This is a genomic window from Sinorhizobium sp. 7-81 (genome assembly GCF_030124405.1).
Classification (GTDB): domain Bacteria; phylum Pseudomonadota; class Alphaproteobacteria; order Rhizobiales; family Rhizobiaceae; genus Sinorhizobium; species Sinorhizobium psoraleae.
Genome location: NZ_JASKLT010000002.1, coordinates 1,041,515 through 1,059,332, shown reverse-complemented (window position 1 = coordinate 1,059,332; position 17,818 = coordinate 1,041,515). Strand labels below are relative to the sequence as shown.

Below are 17,818 nucleotides of genomic sequence, written 5' to 3'. Positions count from 1 at the left end.
GACGGGTTGGGAGTTCGACTACCATTTTCGTTGGTCACGGGAGGAAACCGGAAAAATTCCCATGTTCTCCACTTCCGTCGCGTCCGGTTGACACGGTCCGCGTCCTCGACCCGATAAACGCATGACGCACGCGAACGTTCCAATAAAACGTCGTCATATGCCACGCCTGCCTTACCCGATCGGACCAGGGCTTGCCCCGCCGTGCACTTGTCGCCTCTGGCCCGCCTCACCATGGCGACGCCAACAGGAACGGGCCCATCCACTTTCCGTTGACATACGGGGCTTTCTATGGTCTCACGCCAGCCGACTGGAATTGCCCGCCGATACCGCTGGTGCGGCACCCTTGTGGGCCTTTCCTTCCCATAAAATGCGCGCCCACAAGCTGGAAATTCACCCCGGCAAGGCGCCAGAAGCACGTCGAAACGGGCAAAGACCATGGCAGATTCAGCAGTCCGGGTGCGCATTGCACCCTCACCCACCGGCGAACCGCATGTCGGCACAGCCTATATCGCGCTGTTCAACTACCTCTTCGCGAAGAAACACGGCGGCGAGTTCATCCTGCGCATCGAGGATACCGATGCGACGCGCTCGACGCCGGAGTTCGAACAGAAGGTGCTCGACGCGCTGAAATGGTGTGGGTTGAAATGGTCCGAAGGCCCCGATGTCGGCGGCCCCTACGGCCCCTATCGCCAGAGCGACCGCAAGGACATCTACAAGCCCTACGTGGAGAAGATCGTCGAGAACGGCCACGGCTTCCGCTGTTTCTGCACGCCCGAGCGGCTGGAGCAGATGCGCGAGGCGCAGCGCGCCGCCGGCAAGCCGCCGAAATACGATGGTCTCTGCCTTAGCCTCTCGGCCGAGGAAGTGACGTCGCGCGTTGCCGCCGGCGAACCGCACGTTGTGCGCATGAAGATCCCGACGGAAGGCACTTGCAAGTTTCATGACGGCGTTTACGGCGACGTCGAGATTCCGTGGGATGCGGTCGACATGCAGGTGCTCTTGAAGGCCGACGGCATGCCGACCTACCACATGGCCAACGTCGTCGACGACCATCTGATGAAGATCACCCATGTCGCACGCGGCGAGGAGTGGCTTGCTTCCGTGCCGAAGCACATCCTGATCTATCAGTATCTCGGCCTTGAGCCGCCGAAGTTCATGCACCTGTCGCTGATGCGCAATGCCGACAAGTCGAAGCTGTCGAAGCGCAAGAACCCGACTTCCATCTCCTATTACACCGCCCTCGGCTACCTGCCGGAAGCGCTGATGAACTTCCTCGGCCTGTTCTTCATCCAGATCGCTGAAGGCGAGGAACTGCTGACGGTTGAAGAACTGGCGGAAAAGTTCGATCCGGAAAACCTCTCGAAGGCCGGCGCGATCTTCGACATCCAGAAACTCGACTGGCTGAACGCGCGTTGGATCCGCGAGAAGCTTTCCGAGGAAGACTTCGCCGCACGCGTCTTTGTCTGGGCGGCCGAAAACGATCGCCTCAAGGAAGGCCTGAAGCTCGCCCAGTCGCGGATCTCGAAGCTTGGCGAACTACCGGACCTCGCCGCCTTCCTGTTCAAGTCGGATCTCGGCCTGCAGCCGGCGGCCTTTGCCGGCGTGAAGGCCTCGCCCGAGGAACTGCTCGATATCCTCAATACCGTGCAGCCGGATCTTGAAAAGATCCTCGAATGGAACAAGGAATCGATCGAAGCGGAACTGCGCACGATCGCCGAGCGCATGGGCAAGAAGCTGAAGGCCATCGTCGCGCCGCTCTTCGTCGCCGTATCGGGCTCGCAGCGCTCGCTGCCGCTGTTCGATTCGATGGAACTCCTCGGCCGCGCGGTCGTCCGCCAGCGCCTGAAGGTCGCGGCACAGGTCGTCGCATCGATGGCGGGCAGCGGAAAGTAAGGACAGCACCATGAACGAGAAGACAGCAACAGCCAGCCTTTCCTCCGACGCTACGGAAGTGCGCGCACAGAAGCTGAAGCTCTTGCGCGAGCAGATCGGCGACGTCTATCCGGCGCATTTCCACCGGACGATGACAAATGCGGAACTCGCGGCGAAATATGAAAGCCTGGAGCCGGACACCGAAACGCAGGACATCGTGACCGTCGCCGGCCGCGTCTTTTCCTCGCGCAATTCCGGCATGTTCATGGATATCCACGACGCTTCCGGCAAGATCCAGATTTTCTCGCACAAGGACACGACCCCGGAAGAGGCGCGGGCGCTGCTGCCGATGATCGATATCGGGGACATCATCGGCGTCACGGGCATCGTCCGCCGCACCAAGCGCGGCGAACTCACGATCAATGCGCAAGCGATCACCATGCTGACCAAATCGCTTCTACCGATGCCGGAGAAGTGGCACGGGCTTTCGGACATCGAGTTGCGCTACCGCAAGCGCCACCTCGACATCATGACCAACGAGGAGTCGAAGCTCCGCTTCCAGCAGCGCAGCCGGATCGTATCGGGGATCCGCCGCTTCATGGAGAACGACGGCTTCATGGAAGTCGAGACGCCGATGCTGCATTCGGTCTATGGCGGCGCGACCGCCGAGCCCTTCAAGACGCACCACAACACGCTGAAGCTGGACATGTTCCTGCGCATCGCGCCGGAACTGTACCTGAAGCGCACGCTGGTCTCGGGCCTGACCGACAAGGTCTTCGAGATCAACCGCAACTTCCGCAACGAAGGCGTCTCCACCCGGCACAATCCGGAATTCACGATGATGGAGTGCTACTGGGCCTACGCCGACTACGAGGACGTGATGGACCTCGTCGAGCGGATGTTCGCCGAACTGGCGATCTCCATCCATGGCACGACGGAGTTCACCTACGGCGACAAGGAAATCTCCTTCAAGGGACCGTTCCGCCGCGTGCCCATGCCGGACGCCGTCAAGGAAGCGACCGGGATCGACTTCCTCGCGATGAAGACCGACGAGGAGGCGCGCGCCGCAACCGAGGCCGCCGGCTTCGAGGTCGAGAAGGACTGGACCTGGGGCGAATGCCTTGCCTTCGTCTTCGAAGAAAAGGTGGAACCGACGCTGATTCAGCCGGCCCACGTCACGCATTTCCCGAAGGACATCTCGCCGTTTGCCAAGGAAGTGCCGGGCGAGCCGCGCCTCGTCGAGCGTTTCGAGACCTATTGCAACACCTGGGAACTCGGCAACGCCTTCTCGGAACTCAACGATCCGGAAGAGCAGCGCGCTCGCATGGTCGAGCAGCTCGAGCAGGCGCATGCGCGAGGCGAGCAGGCAAAGCAGCTCGACGACGAATTCCTCGATGCGATCGACCAGGGCATGCCGCCGGCCGGTGGCCTCGGCATCGGCGTCGACCGGCTGATCATGCTTCTCACGAACGCTCCGTCGATCCGCGACGTGATCCTGTTCCCGGCCCGACGCCACAAGGCCGACTAATGCATGTCGCCCAAAAGTGTGCAGCGGTTTTGGGACAACGACATGCATAAAAACAAGGATCTAAAGCGCGTTGCATGGGTCCAATTGAACGCGACGCGCTTTGGGCCCGCGCGGACAAACATAGCCATGCATAAAGGCCCGCCTTTCACCCGGCGGGCTTTTTGCTTTTGTCGCGACGGATTGTCTTAATGGCCGGCGGGCGCCTCGGCGCTCTCGACGGTTTGGTCGGCGGCTTCGTCCGCCCCCGCGCCCTCCGTCGCTGCCGCGGACGGATCGATGCAAAGCGAACGATCCTCCATAGCGCTCATCAGAGCGCGTACATCGTCAAGCTGAAGACGAACGATCTTGCCGTGGAACATGCCGGCGGCGTTCGCGGTCCCGTCGTTGTAGGAGGCCCGAAACGGCTCCGCCATTCCCTTGACGCTCTGAGGACCGGGGGCAAAAAGCACCTCGGCGCCGATGGCTGCGCCCCGCACGGCGGCGCGTTCCTCGGGTCCTGCCGCGTCGAGCACGACGACTTGATATAGGTCCGCCTTCTCCTTCTGCGACAGCGCGCCGGTCACGCGCAGCGCCGTCCTGATGCGGTCCGGTCCGCTCGCCCTGTCGGTCTTTACATGCATCCTGACCCAGCGTTGGCCATTGTGATCGAGCTTCAGCGTCCGGATCGTCGTACATTCGAGCCCGGATGGGGACGGCTCGGCGAGACGGGCCATGAGCTTGTCGCGGCCAACATAGACGGCGGCGCCGCCGGACGCTGCGGAAACACTGAGCGCGGCGGACAGGATGACCACCAGCTTCTTGGAAGGACGCAATCTGCTGAAAATAGCCTTCACCTGCGGCTCCGCTGTCGTCGTCAAAATTGCAAAGCCCGCAGGCCGTTACGACGATAGGTCAACGACCTTTCGGAAAGTTTAAGTCCGTTCAGCGGGATAAGAAGAATGCGGTGACCCGGCGCTTCCTCGCCGCGTTGGCTGCGGGAACTCGCGCGGAACTCCTACTGCCCCCCGGGAATAGCCGTTCATCGCGCGTGTTCGCGTGCAGGCCTTGCTCTTGCGACGGGCTCAACTAAAAGGAATGCCGCAAATTCTTCGTTTGAGGGAACCGGCGTGTCATGGCGAATATCAGGATAGTTGGATCAGGCATCATCGGTTGTGCGTCGGCAGCTCACCTCATCGCCGGGTGTCACGAGACGACCGTTTTCGAGAAAGATATCAGCGGTTTGCCTGCCTCGGTCGGCAATGCCGGTAATCTGGCTGTCCCGGAAATCGATCCGCTCGCCCGTCCCGACATGCTTTTCGCCGCACCGAAATGGATTATGGACGTCGCAGATCCTCCCACGACTGGCGAGAACGCCGAACTCGCTCCTTTCAGCATTCGGCGCTTTCAATAGCGTCGCCGTTCTCACCTTCCTCATCCCACTTAGAGAAAAAGAAAAGAAGAAGACATGCACAAGGTTATTTTCGATACGGACCCGGGCGTCGACGACGCGATGGCGCTTCTCTTCCTGCACCGGCACCCGGACATCGATCTCATCGGCATCACCTCCGTTTTCGGCAATGCCTCGGTCGAGACGACGACGCGCAACGCCCTCTTCCTGAAGAAGGCGTGGAACATCGCGGCCCCGGTCGCCAAGGGTCTTGGCGAGACCTTCGATCACGGCCGCCCCCATGTCGGCTGGCCGACGGGCATTCATGGCGAAGATGGGCTCGGCAATATCGACGTGCCGGAAAAGATCGACGTGCCGCTTGATCCTCGTCCGGCGCATCGGTTCATCATCGACACGGTGCGCGCCAATCCCGGCGCGGTAACGCTCATCGCCGTTGGCCGCATGACCAATCTGGCGCTGGCGCTGCGCGACGCTCCCGACATTGCCGGGTTGGTCAAGGACGTCGTGATCATGGGCGGTGCGTTCGACGTTCCCGGCAACATCACGCCGGCAGCAGAAGCCAATATCCATGGAGACCCGGAAGCGGCCGATGCGGTGATGACGGCGCCGTGGCCCGTGACCGTCATCGGTCTCGATGTGACCACGCGCACGGTAATGACGCGGGCCATGCTGGTCGATATCGCCGAGCGTGGCGGCGCGCCGGCAAGGCTCCTGTCCGACATCTCGCAGTTCTACATCACCTTTTACGAGCAGCATGTCGACGACGGCATGATCGTCCATGACAGCTGCGCCTGCGCCTATGTCGTCGCGCCGGACCTGTTCCGTACCCGTAGCGGCTCGGTACGCGTCATCTGCGGTGGCATCGCCGACGGTCAGACGATCCAGAAACCGGACGCGCGGCTGTTTCCGCCGAGCCCCTGGGACGGTCTTCCAAGCCAGAAGGTCTGCACCGGCATAGATGCCGAGGGGGTGCTGAAGCTTATCGCCGACACGCTGTCGTTGAACCGCTAAGGCATGACTTACTGCGTGATCCCTTAAATCAAAATCATGCGGCAATTCAAACTGCTACAGCAAACTTAGCGCGTCCGATTGGACGCGCGGCGCTGTAGACGCGGGCGGCGAAAATCTTGTCCGCATAGCTGGCAGGGGCGCATCTGCCAGCTATCTTAGTCTGCATGAGACCGGACAACCTGCTTTATCCCGCCCCCAAGGGCCTCTACTGCGAACGCGGCGACTTCTACATCGACCCGATACAGCCGGTCGAAAGAGCGCTCATCACGCACGGGCATGCCGATCATGCCCGCGCCGGACATGGCCACGTGCTCGCGACTCGCGAGACGCTGGACATCATGCGCATTCGTTACGGCGACGGCTTTTGCGGTGCAAGCCAGGTCGCTCCGCTCGGCGAGACGATCGCCGTCAATGGCGTGACCGTCCGTTTTCATCCTGCCGGTCATGTGCTCGGCTCGGCGCAGATCGCCGTCGAGGCGGAAGGAACGCGGATCGTCGTCTCGGGCGACTACAAACGACGGCCGGATCGGACCTGCCGGCCCTTCGAGCCCGTCCATTGCGACGTCTTCATCACCGAGGCAACCTTCGGCCTTCCGGTCTTTCATCATCCGGACGATGGCGCCGAGATCGCCCGGCTGCTGATGTCGCTAAGGCAGTTTCCCGAGCGCGCCCATGTGGTCGGCGCCTATGCGCTCGGCAAGGCGCAAAGGGTCATCGCCCTTCTTCGCCAGCAGGGGTACGACCAGCCCATCCACATCCACGGGGCGCTCGCGAAACTCTGCGAATACTATCAGGGCGAGGGCATCGAGCTCGGCGAGATCCGCCACGCGACCCTTGCTGGCGAGGGCCGGCAGGATTTCGCCGGCAACATCATCATCGGCCCCCCGTCCGCCTTCGCCGACCGTTGGGCGCGGCGCTTCGCCGATCCGCTCGCCGTCTTCGCCTCCGGCTGGATGATGATCCGCCAACGTGCCAAGCAACGCGGCGTCGAACTGCCGCTCGTCATATCCGATCACTGCGACTGGGCCGAACTCACGGGAACGATACGCGAGGTCGCACCGGCCGAAGTCTGGGTGACGCACGGCCGCGAGGAAGCCCTGGTACGGTGGTGTGAATTGCAGGGCATCCCGGCGCGTCCCCTTCACCTCGTCGGATACGACGACGAGGGAGAGTGAGAACCATGAAGGCCTTCGCCGAACTGCTCGACCGGCTGGTTCTCACGCCGCAGCGAAATGCCAAGATCCGGTTGCTTGCGGATTATTTCCGCGAAGCCGGCGATCCGAGCCGCGGTTATGCGCTTGCCGCGATCGCCGGCACGCTGACCCTTAATACCGTCAAGCCCCAACTGATCCGCGACCTGCTGCTGGAGCGCATGGACGAGGTGCTGTTTCGCTACTCCTACGACTATGTCGGGGATCTCGCGGAGACGGTTTCACTTGTGTGGGAGCCTCCACAGGAGCGCGTCACAGCGGATGTTCCGCTCGGAGACGTCGTTGAGCGGCTGCAGTTGGCGGGCCGATCCGAGGTGCGCTCGCTCGTCCGCGACATGCTAGATCAACTCGACACGTCGGGCCGTTTCGCCTTCCTGAAGCTCGTGACCGGAGGGTTGAGAATCGGCGTTTCCGCGCGACTGGCGAAACAGGCGCTGGCGGAAATGGGCGGCAAGGATGTCGCCCAAATAGAAACGCTCTGGCATGGACTGACCCCGCCTTACCTGCCGCTTTTTCTCTGGCTCAGCGGCGAAGCGGACATGCCCGTCCTGACAACGCCGGCGGTCTTTCATGCCGTCATGCTCGCGACCCCGGTCGGCGAAGGTGATCTCAAAGGACTGGATCCGGCCGATTTCGCCGCCGAGTGGAAATGGGACGGCATCCGCGTTCAACTGGCGAATATCGGCGGGATGCGACGGCTCTATTCACGCAGCGGCGACGAGATCTCCGGGGCCTTTCCGGAGATCCTGGACGCGGCGGACTTCACCGGCGTCATCGACGGCGAACTGCTGGTCGGAGGGACGATCCGCAGCAACCGGGCAACGGGCACCTTCGCGGACCTGCAGCAACGCCTGAACCGCAAGACCGTCAATCGCAAGATGCTCGATGATTATCCCGCCTTCATCCGCGGATACGATATCCTCTTTTCGGGCGAACGCGACATTCGGGCCGAACCATTCCAGGCGCGCCGCCGGGCGCTCAGTGCCCTGATCGATACCGCCTCGCCGCAGCATTTCGACCTGTCGCCGCTCGTCCCCTTTTCGACCTGGGAGGAACTGGACCGGCTTCGCTCGAACCCGCCGGATCCGGTAATCGAAGGTGTCATGCTGAAGCGGCTCGACTCCGCTTATGTTGCCGGCCGGGCCAAGGGACCTTGGTTCAAATGGAAACGGGAGCCCTTCAATATCGACGCCGTGCTGATGTACGCGCAGCGCGGCCACGGCAAACGATCGAGCTACTATTCCGACTTCACCTTCGGCGTCTGGACCGAAAGCGAAGGGCAAACAGTTTTGGTCCCAGTCGGCAAAGCCTATTTTGGCTTCACCGATGCCGAACTCGAAATTCTCGACCGCTTCGTCCGCGACAACACGGTCGAGCGCTTCGGTCCGGTGCGTGCGGTCCGCGCCGAGCCGGACGCCGGCTTTGTGGTCGAGGTCGCCTTCGAGGGCTTGAACCGTTCCAGCCGCCACAAGTCGGGCGTGGCGATGCGTTTCCCGCGCATTGCCCGCCTCAGGACGGACAAACTGCCGCGCGACGCCGACAGGCTCGAAACATTGCAAGCGATGATCGAGACGAAGGCTCCCCGCTGAAGAACGACGAGATGCCGCGAAACGCAACGTCCGCCAGAATCAGTCGGTGCAAGGCAAGAATTGTTAAGAAGAATTTGTAATCATTTCGCGATTTCTTCGCTGCATGCGACGTTCTGGGGTGATCTTGTGTCAGATAAACGTGCCGTTAACCTTAGAGAATCCAGATTCTCCCGGGTTTTGACACTGAGCTACCTTCCGACAATTATCGCGACATTTGTCGTCGCGATTGCAGGATTCCTCGCCGACAACCAGAACCAGGTCATCTCCGAAGCACGCGTGCGCGCGCTGGTGGCCGATGAGCTCAGCCCGATACGATCGAGGATCGAGTCCAGCATCAACGGCAATGTCCAGCTTGTCCGTGGCCTGATCGGAACGATCGCCACCGAGCCCGAGATGCGGCAAGAGCGCTTCAGCGAGCTTGCTCGCAGCATCTTCACCGAACGAACACAGCTTCGCAACATTGCCGCGGCTCCGGATCTGGTCGTGTCGATGGTCTATCCGACCACCGGCAATGAAAGGGTCATCGGCCTCGACTACCGCAAGAATGAAAGTCAGCGCGCCGCCGTGGTGCGCATGAAGGAAACCGGGAGGATGGTCCTGGCAGGACCAGTCGAGCTCGTTCAGGGCGGCAAGGGCCTGATCGGCCGGTTTCCGGTGTCGACCAATCTTGCCACCGGCAGAAGTCGCTTCTGGGGCGTCGTTTCGGCTGTAATCGATGTCGATCGCCTCTATCGCGACAGCGGTCTCGTCTCTCCTACGCTCGGCATCGACATAGCGATAGCCGGCCAAGATGGCCTGGGACGCGAGGGCGCGGTCTTCTTCGGCGACCCCGCCATCTTCAGCCGGACCCCGGTAGAGATGAGCGTATCCCTGCCCGGCGGTTCATGGCGCATCGCCGCAACCCCGAAAGGCGGCTGGCCGACCACCCCGGCCAACGCCTGGCAGATCCGGCTGCTTATCGCGGTCGGCGGATTGATGATCGTCGTCCCCATGCTCATCACCGGCCGGCTCATGGCCGAGCGCCAGAGGAACATTCGCGCCCTGAAACAAAGCAAGGATCAGCTTCAAGAACTCTCCCATCGGCTGAAGATCGCGCTCGACACCTCCGAGATCGGCATCTGGGAACTCGATATTGAGAGCGGCAAGTTGCTGTGGGATAGCCGGATGAAGGAGCTCTACGGCATCGGGAAATCGATGCGCGAGATCTACGAAGACTGGAAAAATACGCTGCACCCGGACGACCTTGCACGTGCCGAGGAAGAGTTTTCCGAGGCGCTTGCGAGCGGCGGCGCATACAATTCCGAATTCCGCATTTGCCTCGCTGACGGCGAGGTCCGCCATATCCGTGCGATCGGCTCGACTTACGCCGGCGCAGACGGGCGCCGGAAAATCGTTGGCGTCAACTGGGACGTAACGGCAGATTTCGAAACGAGGGCCACGCTTTCCGAGGCCAAGCGGCTCGCCGAGGCCCACAGCGCAGAACTGGAAGCGGCGCGCCATCGCATGGAATTCAACGCACTGCACGATCCGCTCACCGGTCTGCCGAACCGTCGCTTCCTCGACCAGATCCTCGCCGACCGCAGCCGGCATTTCGACGAACGAGCAAAGCTCAGCATCTTTCATATGGACCTCGATCGCTTCAAGCAGATCAACGACACGCTCGGCCATGCGGCCGGCGACGAGATCCTGAGGCACGCGGCGGAACTCCTGCGCCGGAATGCGCGCGAGGATGACTTTGTCGCCCGCATCGGCGGCGATGAATTCGTGATCATCCGGCAGAGCCATGGCCAGGACGAGGACACCGCGCTGGCGTCGCGTGTCATCGAGGCGATGAGCGTGCCGATCCGCTACAAGGATCAGGAATGCCGCATCGGCGTCAGCATCGGCATTGCCGCCCAGTTCCAGTCGGGCGACGAGCTCTCGCAGACACTGGTGAACGCCGACATTGCGCTTTACGAGGCCAAGCGCCGCGGGCGCAACAGGCACGAAACCTTCACCGGCGCGCTGAAGACGGCGGTGTTCAAGACGAAGCAGACCGCCGACGAAATTCTTCGCGGTCTCGAGCAGAACGAATTCATCGCATATTTTCAGCCGCAATTCTGTCCGACATCCCTCGACGTCATCGGCGTCGAAGCGCTGGCGCGATGGGACCACCCGACCAAAGGACTGCTCGGCCCGCATGCATTTCTCAAGACGGCGGAAGATATCAATGTGGTCGCAGCGATCGACCAGAAGATCCTGGAACAGGCGTTGTTCCAGATCTGGCGGTGGGAAGCGAACGGCATCCGCATCCCGAAAGTCTCGGTCAATCTCTCCTATCCGCGGCTGCGCGACGACGGCTTGATCGAGCGCCTCAAGCAGATGCGGATACCGGAAGGGCGTTTTTCCTTCGAACTGCTCGAATCGATCTCCTTCGATGAAAACGACGTAACGGTGCTTTCGAATATCGAGCGCATCAAGGAACTCGGGATCGATATCGAGATCGACGATTTCGGTACCGGCTACGCCTCGATCCTCAGTCTGACGAAGCTGACGCCGCGCCGGCTGAAGATCGATCGCCAGTTGATCCTGCCTATCCTCACCTCGCCGGCGCAGCGGCGGCTCGTCGAATCGATCATCGACATCGGCACGTCGCTCGGTATCGAGGTGATCGCCGAGGGCGTCGAGACCCTGGAACATGCCCACATCCTCAAGGAGCTCGGCTGCCATGGGCTGCAGGGCTACGCCTTCGCCCGTCCGATGAACGCCAACGATCTCGCCACCTTCGTTTTCGAACGCCGTTGGCACGCCGCCTAATGCATGGTTCCTTAAATCGGAATCGATTTAAGGACAAAATCATGCAGCAATTGAAAGTGCTACAGCGACCTTCGCGCGTCCGATCGGACGCGCGGCGCTGTAGAACGGGATGAGGAAAGTGTGAGCGGTTTTCGACCCCATCCCGCTCTACCTTATTGGGATCGATCACGTTTGTTATTTGGGTCGATTCGACCCAAGATAATCGTGATCTAGACACTCGAAAAACGACACCGAATCGGCGTGTTTTTCTTCCCGGACGACTTGGCAGTCGGCTGGAAAAAAGTCATAAAAACACATGCCCTTGCCGCTTCGCGGATGATCCGGGCATTGTTTGCGATGGTCGCTTTTGAGCGACGCTCTCGGGACCTCAGATCCCACTCTCCAACATACCCAAAGAGGGGAACGGAACGATCGAATACGCGGGGAAATTGCTGCCTGTCTTCATTCTCGCCCCCTTTGCGGGAAGCCTCATCGCAATCTTCTTTCCGTCCGATCAACGCGGTGCGACGGCCTGGTTCGCAGGGGCGATCGCCCTTGTCTGTTTTCTGGCGACCGCAGGCCTCTATCCCTTCGTCGCGGCCGGCGGCGTGCTGCGTTATGAACTCGACTGGATCCCCGAACTCGGGCTCAACTTCACCCTGCGGATGGACGGTTTCGCCTGGCTGTTTTCGGCGCTGATCACGGCGATCGGCGTCCTCGTCGTTCTCTACGCCCGCTACTACATGGCTGCCGAAGACCCGGTCCCGCGCTTCTTCGCGCTGTTCCTTGCCTTCATGGGATCGATGCTCGGCATCGTGCTCTCCGGCAACCTGATCCTGCTTGCGGTTTTCTGGGAACTGACGAGCATCGTTTCCTTCCTGCTGATCGGCTATTGGCATCACAATGCCCATGCCCGCGACGGCGCGCGTATAGCGCTGACAATGACCGGCATGGGCGGGCTTTGCATGCTGGTCGGATTGCTGATCATGGGCCGGATCGTCGGGAGCTACGATCTCGATGTGGTGCTCGCCTCCGGCGACGCCATCCGCGACCACCCACTTTACTTGACCGTCCTCATCCTGCTGCTGCTTGGCGCACTCACGAAAAGCGCTCAGTTCCCGTTTCATTTCTGGCTGCCCCACGCGATGGCTGCGCCGACGCCGGTCTCGGCCTACCTGCATTCGGCGACCATGGTGAAGGCCGGCGTCTTCCTGCTTGTGCGGCTCTGGCCGGTGATGGCCGGAACCGAGGCCTGGTTCTGGATCGTCGGTCTCGCCGGCCTCACGACCCTCTTGCTCGGCGCCTATTTCGCGATCTTCCAGCAGGATCTGAAAGGGCTTCTCGCCTATTCGACGATCAGCCATCTCGGGCTCATCACTGTGCTCCTAAGCCTCGGCAGCCCGCTGGCGGCTGTCGCCGCAGTCTTCCACATCGTCAATCACGCCACCTTCAAGGCCTCGCTGTTCATGGCCGCCGGTATCATCGACCACGAAACCGGCACGCGCGACATGCGCAAATTGAGCGGTCTCTTCCACTACATGCCAATCACCGCAACGCTGGCCATGGTGGCGAGCGCGGCCATGGCCGGCGTGCCACTGCTCAATGGCTTTCTCTCCAAGGAAATGTTCTTCGCCGAGGCGATCGAGACGCATCTCGTCAATGCGCTCGACACGATGACGCCCTATGTCGCGACAATCGCGAGCATGTTTGCGGTCACCTATTCTCTGCGCTTCATTCACGGCGTCTTCTACGGCCCCATGCCGAAGGACCTGCCGAAGAAACCGCACGAGCCGCCACGTTGGATGCGCGCACCGGTGGATTTCCTCGTGCTCGCCTGCCTCGTCGTCGGCATTATCCCCGCGCAGACGATCGGACCGTTCCTCCACACGGCCGTCGTCTCGATCCTCGGCGATCGTACACCGCAATACAGCCTTGCCGTCTGGCACGGCTGGAACATCCCGCTGATCATGAGCTTCGTGGCACTGTCGGGCGGGGTCGGGCTCTATTTCCTGATGCGCTCCTACCTTGCGACCAGCGTCGAGGGACCGCCGGTCTTCCGCCTGCTCCAGGGCCAGCGCATCTTCGAACGCGTGCTGGTGACGCTTTCGTGGAAGTGGGCCCGCTCGCTCGAGCAGAGCCTCGGTACGCGCCGCCTCCAGCCTCAGATGTGCTTCGTCGTTGTCCTCGCGCTCGCGGCGGGGGCATTGCCGCTTGTGATCGGCGGTTTCAAGCTGCCGCCTCTCCTCATTCGCGGCGTCGATCCAGCCTTCGCCCTGCTCTGGGTGATCGGCATCGCCTGCGCCGTCGGATCGGCCTACCAGGCCAAGTTCCATCGTCTGGTATCGCTCGTGCTGCTCGGCGGCGCAGGGCTCGTCACCTGCATCACCTTCGTGTGGCTTTCCGCACCCGATCTAGCGGTGACCCAACTGCTCGTCGAAATCGTCACGACCGTCCTCATCCTGCTTGGATTGCGATGGCTGCCGAAGCGCATCGAGCAGCCCGAGGACACGGAAGATCTTCCGTTCCGCATCCGCCTCAGGCGCCTGCGCGACTTTCTTCTCGCAATCCTGGCCGGCGGCGGGATGACGCTCATCGCCTATACGGTCATGACGCGGCCGCTGCCCGATACCATCGCCAGCTATTTCCTTGCGCGAGCCTACACGGAAGGCGGCGGTACCAATGTCGTCAACGTCATCCTCGTCGACTTCCGCGGTTTCGACACGCTCGGCGAGATCGCTGTCCTCAGCATCGTCGCCTTGACGGTCTTTGCGCTTCTACTGCGTTTCCGTCCGCAGGCCGACAGCCTGGAAACCCCCGAACAACAGCGGGTGCAGAACGCTTTCGACGACGATCACCCGGAGCGGGCAACCGGCGACAGCATCGCCGAGTATCTCTTCGTCCCCTCTGTCATCATGCGCTGGATGTTCCCGGTCACTGGACTGCTCGCCGCCTACCTCTTCCTGCGCGGGCACGACTTGCCGGGCGGGGGCTTTGCCGCCGGCATCGCCATGTCGATCGGCTTCATCCTGCAATACATGTCGGGCGGCACCCGCTGGGTCGAGGAGCGGTTGCGCATCCACCCGCTGCGCTGGATGAGCATCGGTCTTCTGGTCGCCGTCGCGACCGGCGCGGGATCGTGGCTCTTTGGCTACCCGTTCCTCACCTCGCACGCGCAATATGCGACCTTGCCGATCATCGGCAAATTTCCGCTGGCGAGCGCCATCCTGTTCGATCTCGGCGTCTTTTCGCTGGTCCTCGGCGCCACGGTGCTGATCCTCATTGCGCTGGCCCACCAGTCGGTTCGCGCGCCGCGCGCCCACACGAGGGCAGCCCGCGCCGAGAAAGAGGGAGTTCGGTAATGGAGCTCATTCTTTCCGCGGGGATCGGAGCGCTGACCGCGTCCGGCGTTTATCTGTTGCTGAGGCCGCGTACCTACCAGGTCATCATCGGGCTCTCGCTGCTCTCCTACGCCGTCAATCTCTTCATCTTTGGCATGGGTCGGCTGCGCGTGAACGCACCGCCGGTGCTCGATCCGGGCGGCGTCGGCGACCTCGCCCGCTATACGGATCCCGTTCCGCAGGCGCTGGTGCTGACAGCGATCGTCATCGGCTTCGCCATGACGGCGCTGTTCCTCGTGGTGCTGCTCGCCTCACGCGGTTTCACCGGAACAGACCATGTCGACGGAAGGGAGCAACGCCATGACTGATTGGCTGCAACACCTTCTCATTCTGCCGATCCTGCTGCCGCTCGCCGTTGGCGCGGCGCTGATCCCGGTCGACGAGCGCAATCGCATGCTGAAGGGCCTGTTCGGTTTCTCCTCGACGCTCGCCGTTTTCATCATAGCGGTGATCCTCATGCGCATGGCCGCGAACACAGGCAGTCTCCCGGCTAGGGGCATTTATCAGCTTGGCAACTGGCCGGCCCCGTTCGGCATCGTCCTGGTACTCGACCGGTTGTCGGCGCTGATGCTCTGCCTGACGGCAGGTCTGGCGCTGGCCGCTCAGGTCTATTCAATGGCACGCTGGCACACGGCAGGGCACCACTTCCATTCGCTGTTCCAGCTTCTGCTCGCGGGCCTCAACGGAGCCTTTCTCACGGGCGATCTCTTCAATCTCTTCGTTTTCTTCGAAATGATGCTGGCGGCGTCCTATGGTCTGTTGCTGCACGGCTCCGGTCCCGTGCGCGTCAAGGCTGGGCTGCACTATATCGCAATCAATCTCGCCGCCTCCTCGCTGTTCCTCATCGGCGTCAGCCTGATCTACGGAGTGACCGGCACGCTCAACATGGCGGACCTCGCTGCCAAGCTCGCAACGCTTGCGCCCGAGAACCGGCAGCTCGTCGAAACCGGCGCCGCGATCCTCGGCATCGCCTTCCTCGTCAAGGCCGGCATGTGGCCGCTGAGCTTCTGGCTGCCGCCGGCCTATGCGGCCGCGACCCCGCCGGTGGCAGCCGTCTTTGCCATCCTGACCAAGGTCGGCATCTATGTCATCATTCGCCTGCATTTCCTTATTTTCGGCGCGGCAGCCGGGGCCTCCGCGGGTTTCGGGCAAGGCTGGCTCGTCGCCGGCGGCATGCTGACGATCTCCTTCGGCGCGATCGGCGTGCTTGCCTCGCAGGCGATGGGCCGGCTCGCCGGCTATTCCGTTCTCGTCTCCTCCGGAACGCTGCTTGCTGCGATCGGCCTCGGGCATGCAGGGATGCTCGCCGGCGCCCTCTTCTATCTCGTCAGCTCGACGCTGACGATCTCCGCCTTCTTTCTGCTCATCGAACTCGTCGAGCGCGGCCGCGATGCCGGCGCCGACGTTCTGGCGGTGACGATGGAAGCCTACGGCGACTTCGATGAGGATGAAGAGGAGGAGGAGGTTGGCGTCGCGATACCCGGAACGATGGCCGTTCTCGGTCTGTGCTTCTGCCTCTGTGCCGTGCTTCTTTCCGGCCTGCCGCCCTTGTCGGGCTTCGTCGCCAAGTTCGCGATCCTGCGCGGCCTCTTCGACATGCCGGGCACCGATCTGGCAACCGCCATGTCTGCCACCGAGTGGACCTATGTCGTGCTTCTGATCCTGTCGGGGCTTGCCGCCATGATCGCGATGAACCGCATCGGCATCCGGACCTTCTGGGCGTCGATCGAAGGCACAGTACCGCGGGTCTTCGTCATCGAGATCACACCCGTTGTCGTCCTGCTCGCCGCCTGCATCTTCCTGAGCCTTCAGGCCGGCCCCGCCATGCGTTACATGCAAGCAGCCGCCGACGATCTGCTCAACCCTTTGTTCCAGAGTGAGCGCATTCTTTCCGCGCCGAGGGCGGGAGGGCAGTAGATGCGCACCTGGTTCCCCTTTCCGCTGCTGTCGATCGCGCTGCTCCTTATGTGGCTGCTCCTGAACCAGTCGCTGGCGCCAGGCTCGATCCTCATCGGCCTCTTTCTCGGCATGGTGCTTGGCTGGGTGACGCTCAAGCTGCATCCCGCAAGATCGCGTCTTCACCGCGTCTCGCGCGCGGCGGGCTTCGCTCTGCAGGTCATTGCCGACATCATTCGCTCGAACATCGCCGTTGCTTCAATCATCCTGCGCGCGCGCCGCGTCCCCGCGAATGCCGGCTTCCTGACAGTTGGCCTCGATCTCGAAGACGAAAATGCACTGGCACTGCTCGCCTGCATCATGACGGCCACTCCGGGAACGGCCTGGCTGGAATACGACCGCCGTCAGAAGATCCTGCTGTTCCATGTGCTCGATATGCAGAACGAGGAGTTGTGGCGCGGGACGGTCAAGCGCTACGAGGCGGCATTGAAGGAGATATTCCAATGACTGAGCTTGCGATCACCTGGTCGGTCCTTCTTTCCCAGATCATGCTCGCTTTGGCGATGGCTTGCGCTCTCTATCGCATAGTCAGGGGGCCGCGGGCGCAGGACAGGATCCTCGCACTCGACACGCTCTACATAAACGCAATGCTGATGCTGCTCTCCTTCGGCATCCGCAGCGCGAACACGATCTATTTCGAGACCGCGCTCATCATAGCACTGATCGGCCTGGTCTCCTCAATCGCCTTCGCGAAGTTCCTCATGCGCGGCGAGGTGATCGAATGAGCCACCTGACCGACCTGCCGGCCTGGGCCGCCCTCGCCGTCTGCGGTTTGCTGCTTCTCGGCGCGGCGACGACGCTGATCGGCTCGCTCGGCCTGTTGCGCCTTTCCGATTTCTACGAACGCCTGCACGCCCCGACGATTGCGACCAGCGGCGGCACGATCCTCATTTGCCTCGCGTCGATGCTCTGCTTTGCCGTACTGCAAAGCCGTTGGATCTTCCACGAAGTGCTGATAATCCTTTTCGTCACCGTGACGACGCCGGTGACGCTGATGCTGCTCGGCCAGGCAGCGCTCTACCGAGATCGCTTCGAGGAACGACAGGGCGTGCCGCGGAAGCCGAAGCCCGAACGCGAGAATGGCCCCTGAT

General features: G+C 62.0%; 14 protein-coding genes. 13 read left to right on the top strand and 1 reads right to left on the bottom strand.

The window, feature by feature from the left end; translation table 11 throughout:
- Positions 1 to 435 precede the first annotated feature (435 nt).
- Together gltX and lysS are read left to right on the top strand one after the other, a co-directional pair.
- Entirely contained in the window at positions 436 to 1,893 is a 1,458-nt protein-coding gene (gltX, locus tag QN224_RS12070) for a glutamate--tRNA ligase (RefSeq protein WP_283976830.1), read from the top strand.
- Between the two features lie 10 nt (positions 1,894 to 1,903).
- Complete coding sequence (gene lysS / locus QN224_RS12065; protein WP_283976829.1) at positions 1,904 to 3,400, top strand: lysine--tRNA ligase; 1,497 nt, start codon at positions 1,904 to 1,906, stop codon at positions 3,398 to 3,400.
- Positions 3,401 to 3,585: 185 nt separating this feature from the next.
- Here the strand turns inward: lysS and QN224_RS12060 are convergent, their stop codons facing one another.
- Positions 3,586 to 4,233, bottom strand: coding sequence for a hypothetical protein (locus tag QN224_RS12060; protein ID WP_283976828.1), 648 nt, complete (start codon positions 4,231 to 4,233; stop codon positions 3,586 to 3,588).
- Between the two features lie 278 nt (positions 4,234 to 4,511).
- Between QN224_RS12060 and QN224_RS12055 the strand changes: the two genes are divergently transcribed.
- From QN224_RS12055 to mnhG, 11 genes are all read left to right on the top strand, one after another.
- Positions 4,512 to 4,790: an FAD-dependent oxidoreductase gene (locus QN224_RS12055; RefSeq protein ID WP_283976827.1), complete on the top strand. Its 279-nt coding sequence runs from the start codon at positions 4,512 to 4,514 to the stop codon at positions 4,788 to 4,790.
- Positions 4,791 to 4,844: 54 nt separating this feature from the next.
- Positions 4,845 to 5,798 carry a nucleoside hydrolase gene (locus QN224_RS12050; RefSeq protein ID WP_283976826.1) on the top strand — a complete coding sequence of 318 codons (954 nt, stop codon included), beginning with the start codon at positions 4,845 to 4,847 and terminating at the stop codon, positions 5,796 to 5,798.
- 164 nt (positions 5,799 to 5,962) lie between these two features.
- On the top strand, positions 5,963 to 6,973 hold the full coding sequence (locus QN224_RS12045; protein ID WP_283976825.1) for a ligase-associated DNA damage response exonuclease: 1,011 nt from the start codon (positions 5,963 to 5,965) through the stop codon (positions 6,971 to 6,973).
- A 5-nt stretch (positions 6,974 to 6,978) separates the two neighbouring features.
- Positions 6,979 to 8,598 (top strand): cisplatin damage response ATP-dependent DNA ligase, encoded by a 1,620-nt coding sequence (locus QN224_RS12040; protein WP_283976824.1) that lies wholly within the window; start codon positions 6,979 to 6,981, stop codon positions 8,596 to 8,598.
- Between the two features lie 126 nt (positions 8,599 to 8,724).
- Positions 8,725 to 11,394 (top strand): EAL domain-containing protein, encoded by a 2,670-nt coding sequence (locus QN224_RS12035; protein ID WP_283976823.1) that lies wholly within the window; start codon positions 8,725 to 8,727, stop codon positions 11,392 to 11,394.
- Between the two features lie 410 nt (positions 11,395 to 11,804).
- The gene (locus QN224_RS12030; RefSeq protein ID WP_336621109.1) at positions 11,805 to 14,732 is read left to right on the top strand and encodes a monovalent cation/H+ antiporter subunit A; all 2,928 of its coding nucleotides are present in this window, start codon (positions 11,805 to 11,807) and stop codon (positions 14,730 to 14,732) included.
- Positions 14,732 to 15,079, top strand: coding sequence for a Na+/H+ antiporter subunit C (locus tag QN224_RS12025; RefSeq protein ID WP_173509022.1), 348 nt, complete (start codon positions 14,732 to 14,734; stop codon positions 15,077 to 15,079). The genes QN224_RS12030 and QN224_RS12025 overlap by 1 nt, the downstream gene beginning before the upstream one ends.
- Positions 15,072 to 16,688, top strand: a complete 1,617-nt coding sequence (locus QN224_RS12020; protein ID WP_283976821.1) for a monovalent cation/H+ antiporter subunit D — start codon at positions 15,072 to 15,074, stop codon at positions 16,686 to 16,688. The genes QN224_RS12025 and QN224_RS12020 overlap by 8 nt, the downstream gene beginning before the upstream one ends.
- On the top strand, positions 16,689 to 17,174 hold the full coding sequence (locus tag QN224_RS12015) for a Na+/H+ antiporter subunit E (RefSeq protein WP_283976820.1): 486 nt from the start codon (positions 16,689 to 16,691) through the stop codon (positions 17,172 to 17,174).
- The gene (locus tag QN224_RS12010; RefSeq protein WP_173509019.1) at positions 17,171 to 17,452 is read left to right on the top strand and encodes a K+/H+ antiporter subunit F; all 282 of its coding nucleotides are present in this window, start codon (positions 17,171 to 17,173) and stop codon (positions 17,450 to 17,452) included. The genes QN224_RS12015 and QN224_RS12010 overlap by 4 nt, the downstream gene beginning before the upstream one ends.
- The gene (mnhG, locus tag QN224_RS12005; protein WP_283976819.1) at positions 17,449 to 17,817 is read left to right on the top strand and encodes a monovalent cation/H(+) antiporter subunit G; all 369 of its coding nucleotides are present in this window, start codon (positions 17,449 to 17,451) and stop codon (positions 17,815 to 17,817) included. Before QN224_RS12010 ends, mnhG begins: the two co-directional genes overlap by 4 nt.
- Position 17,818 lies beyond the last annotated feature (1 nt).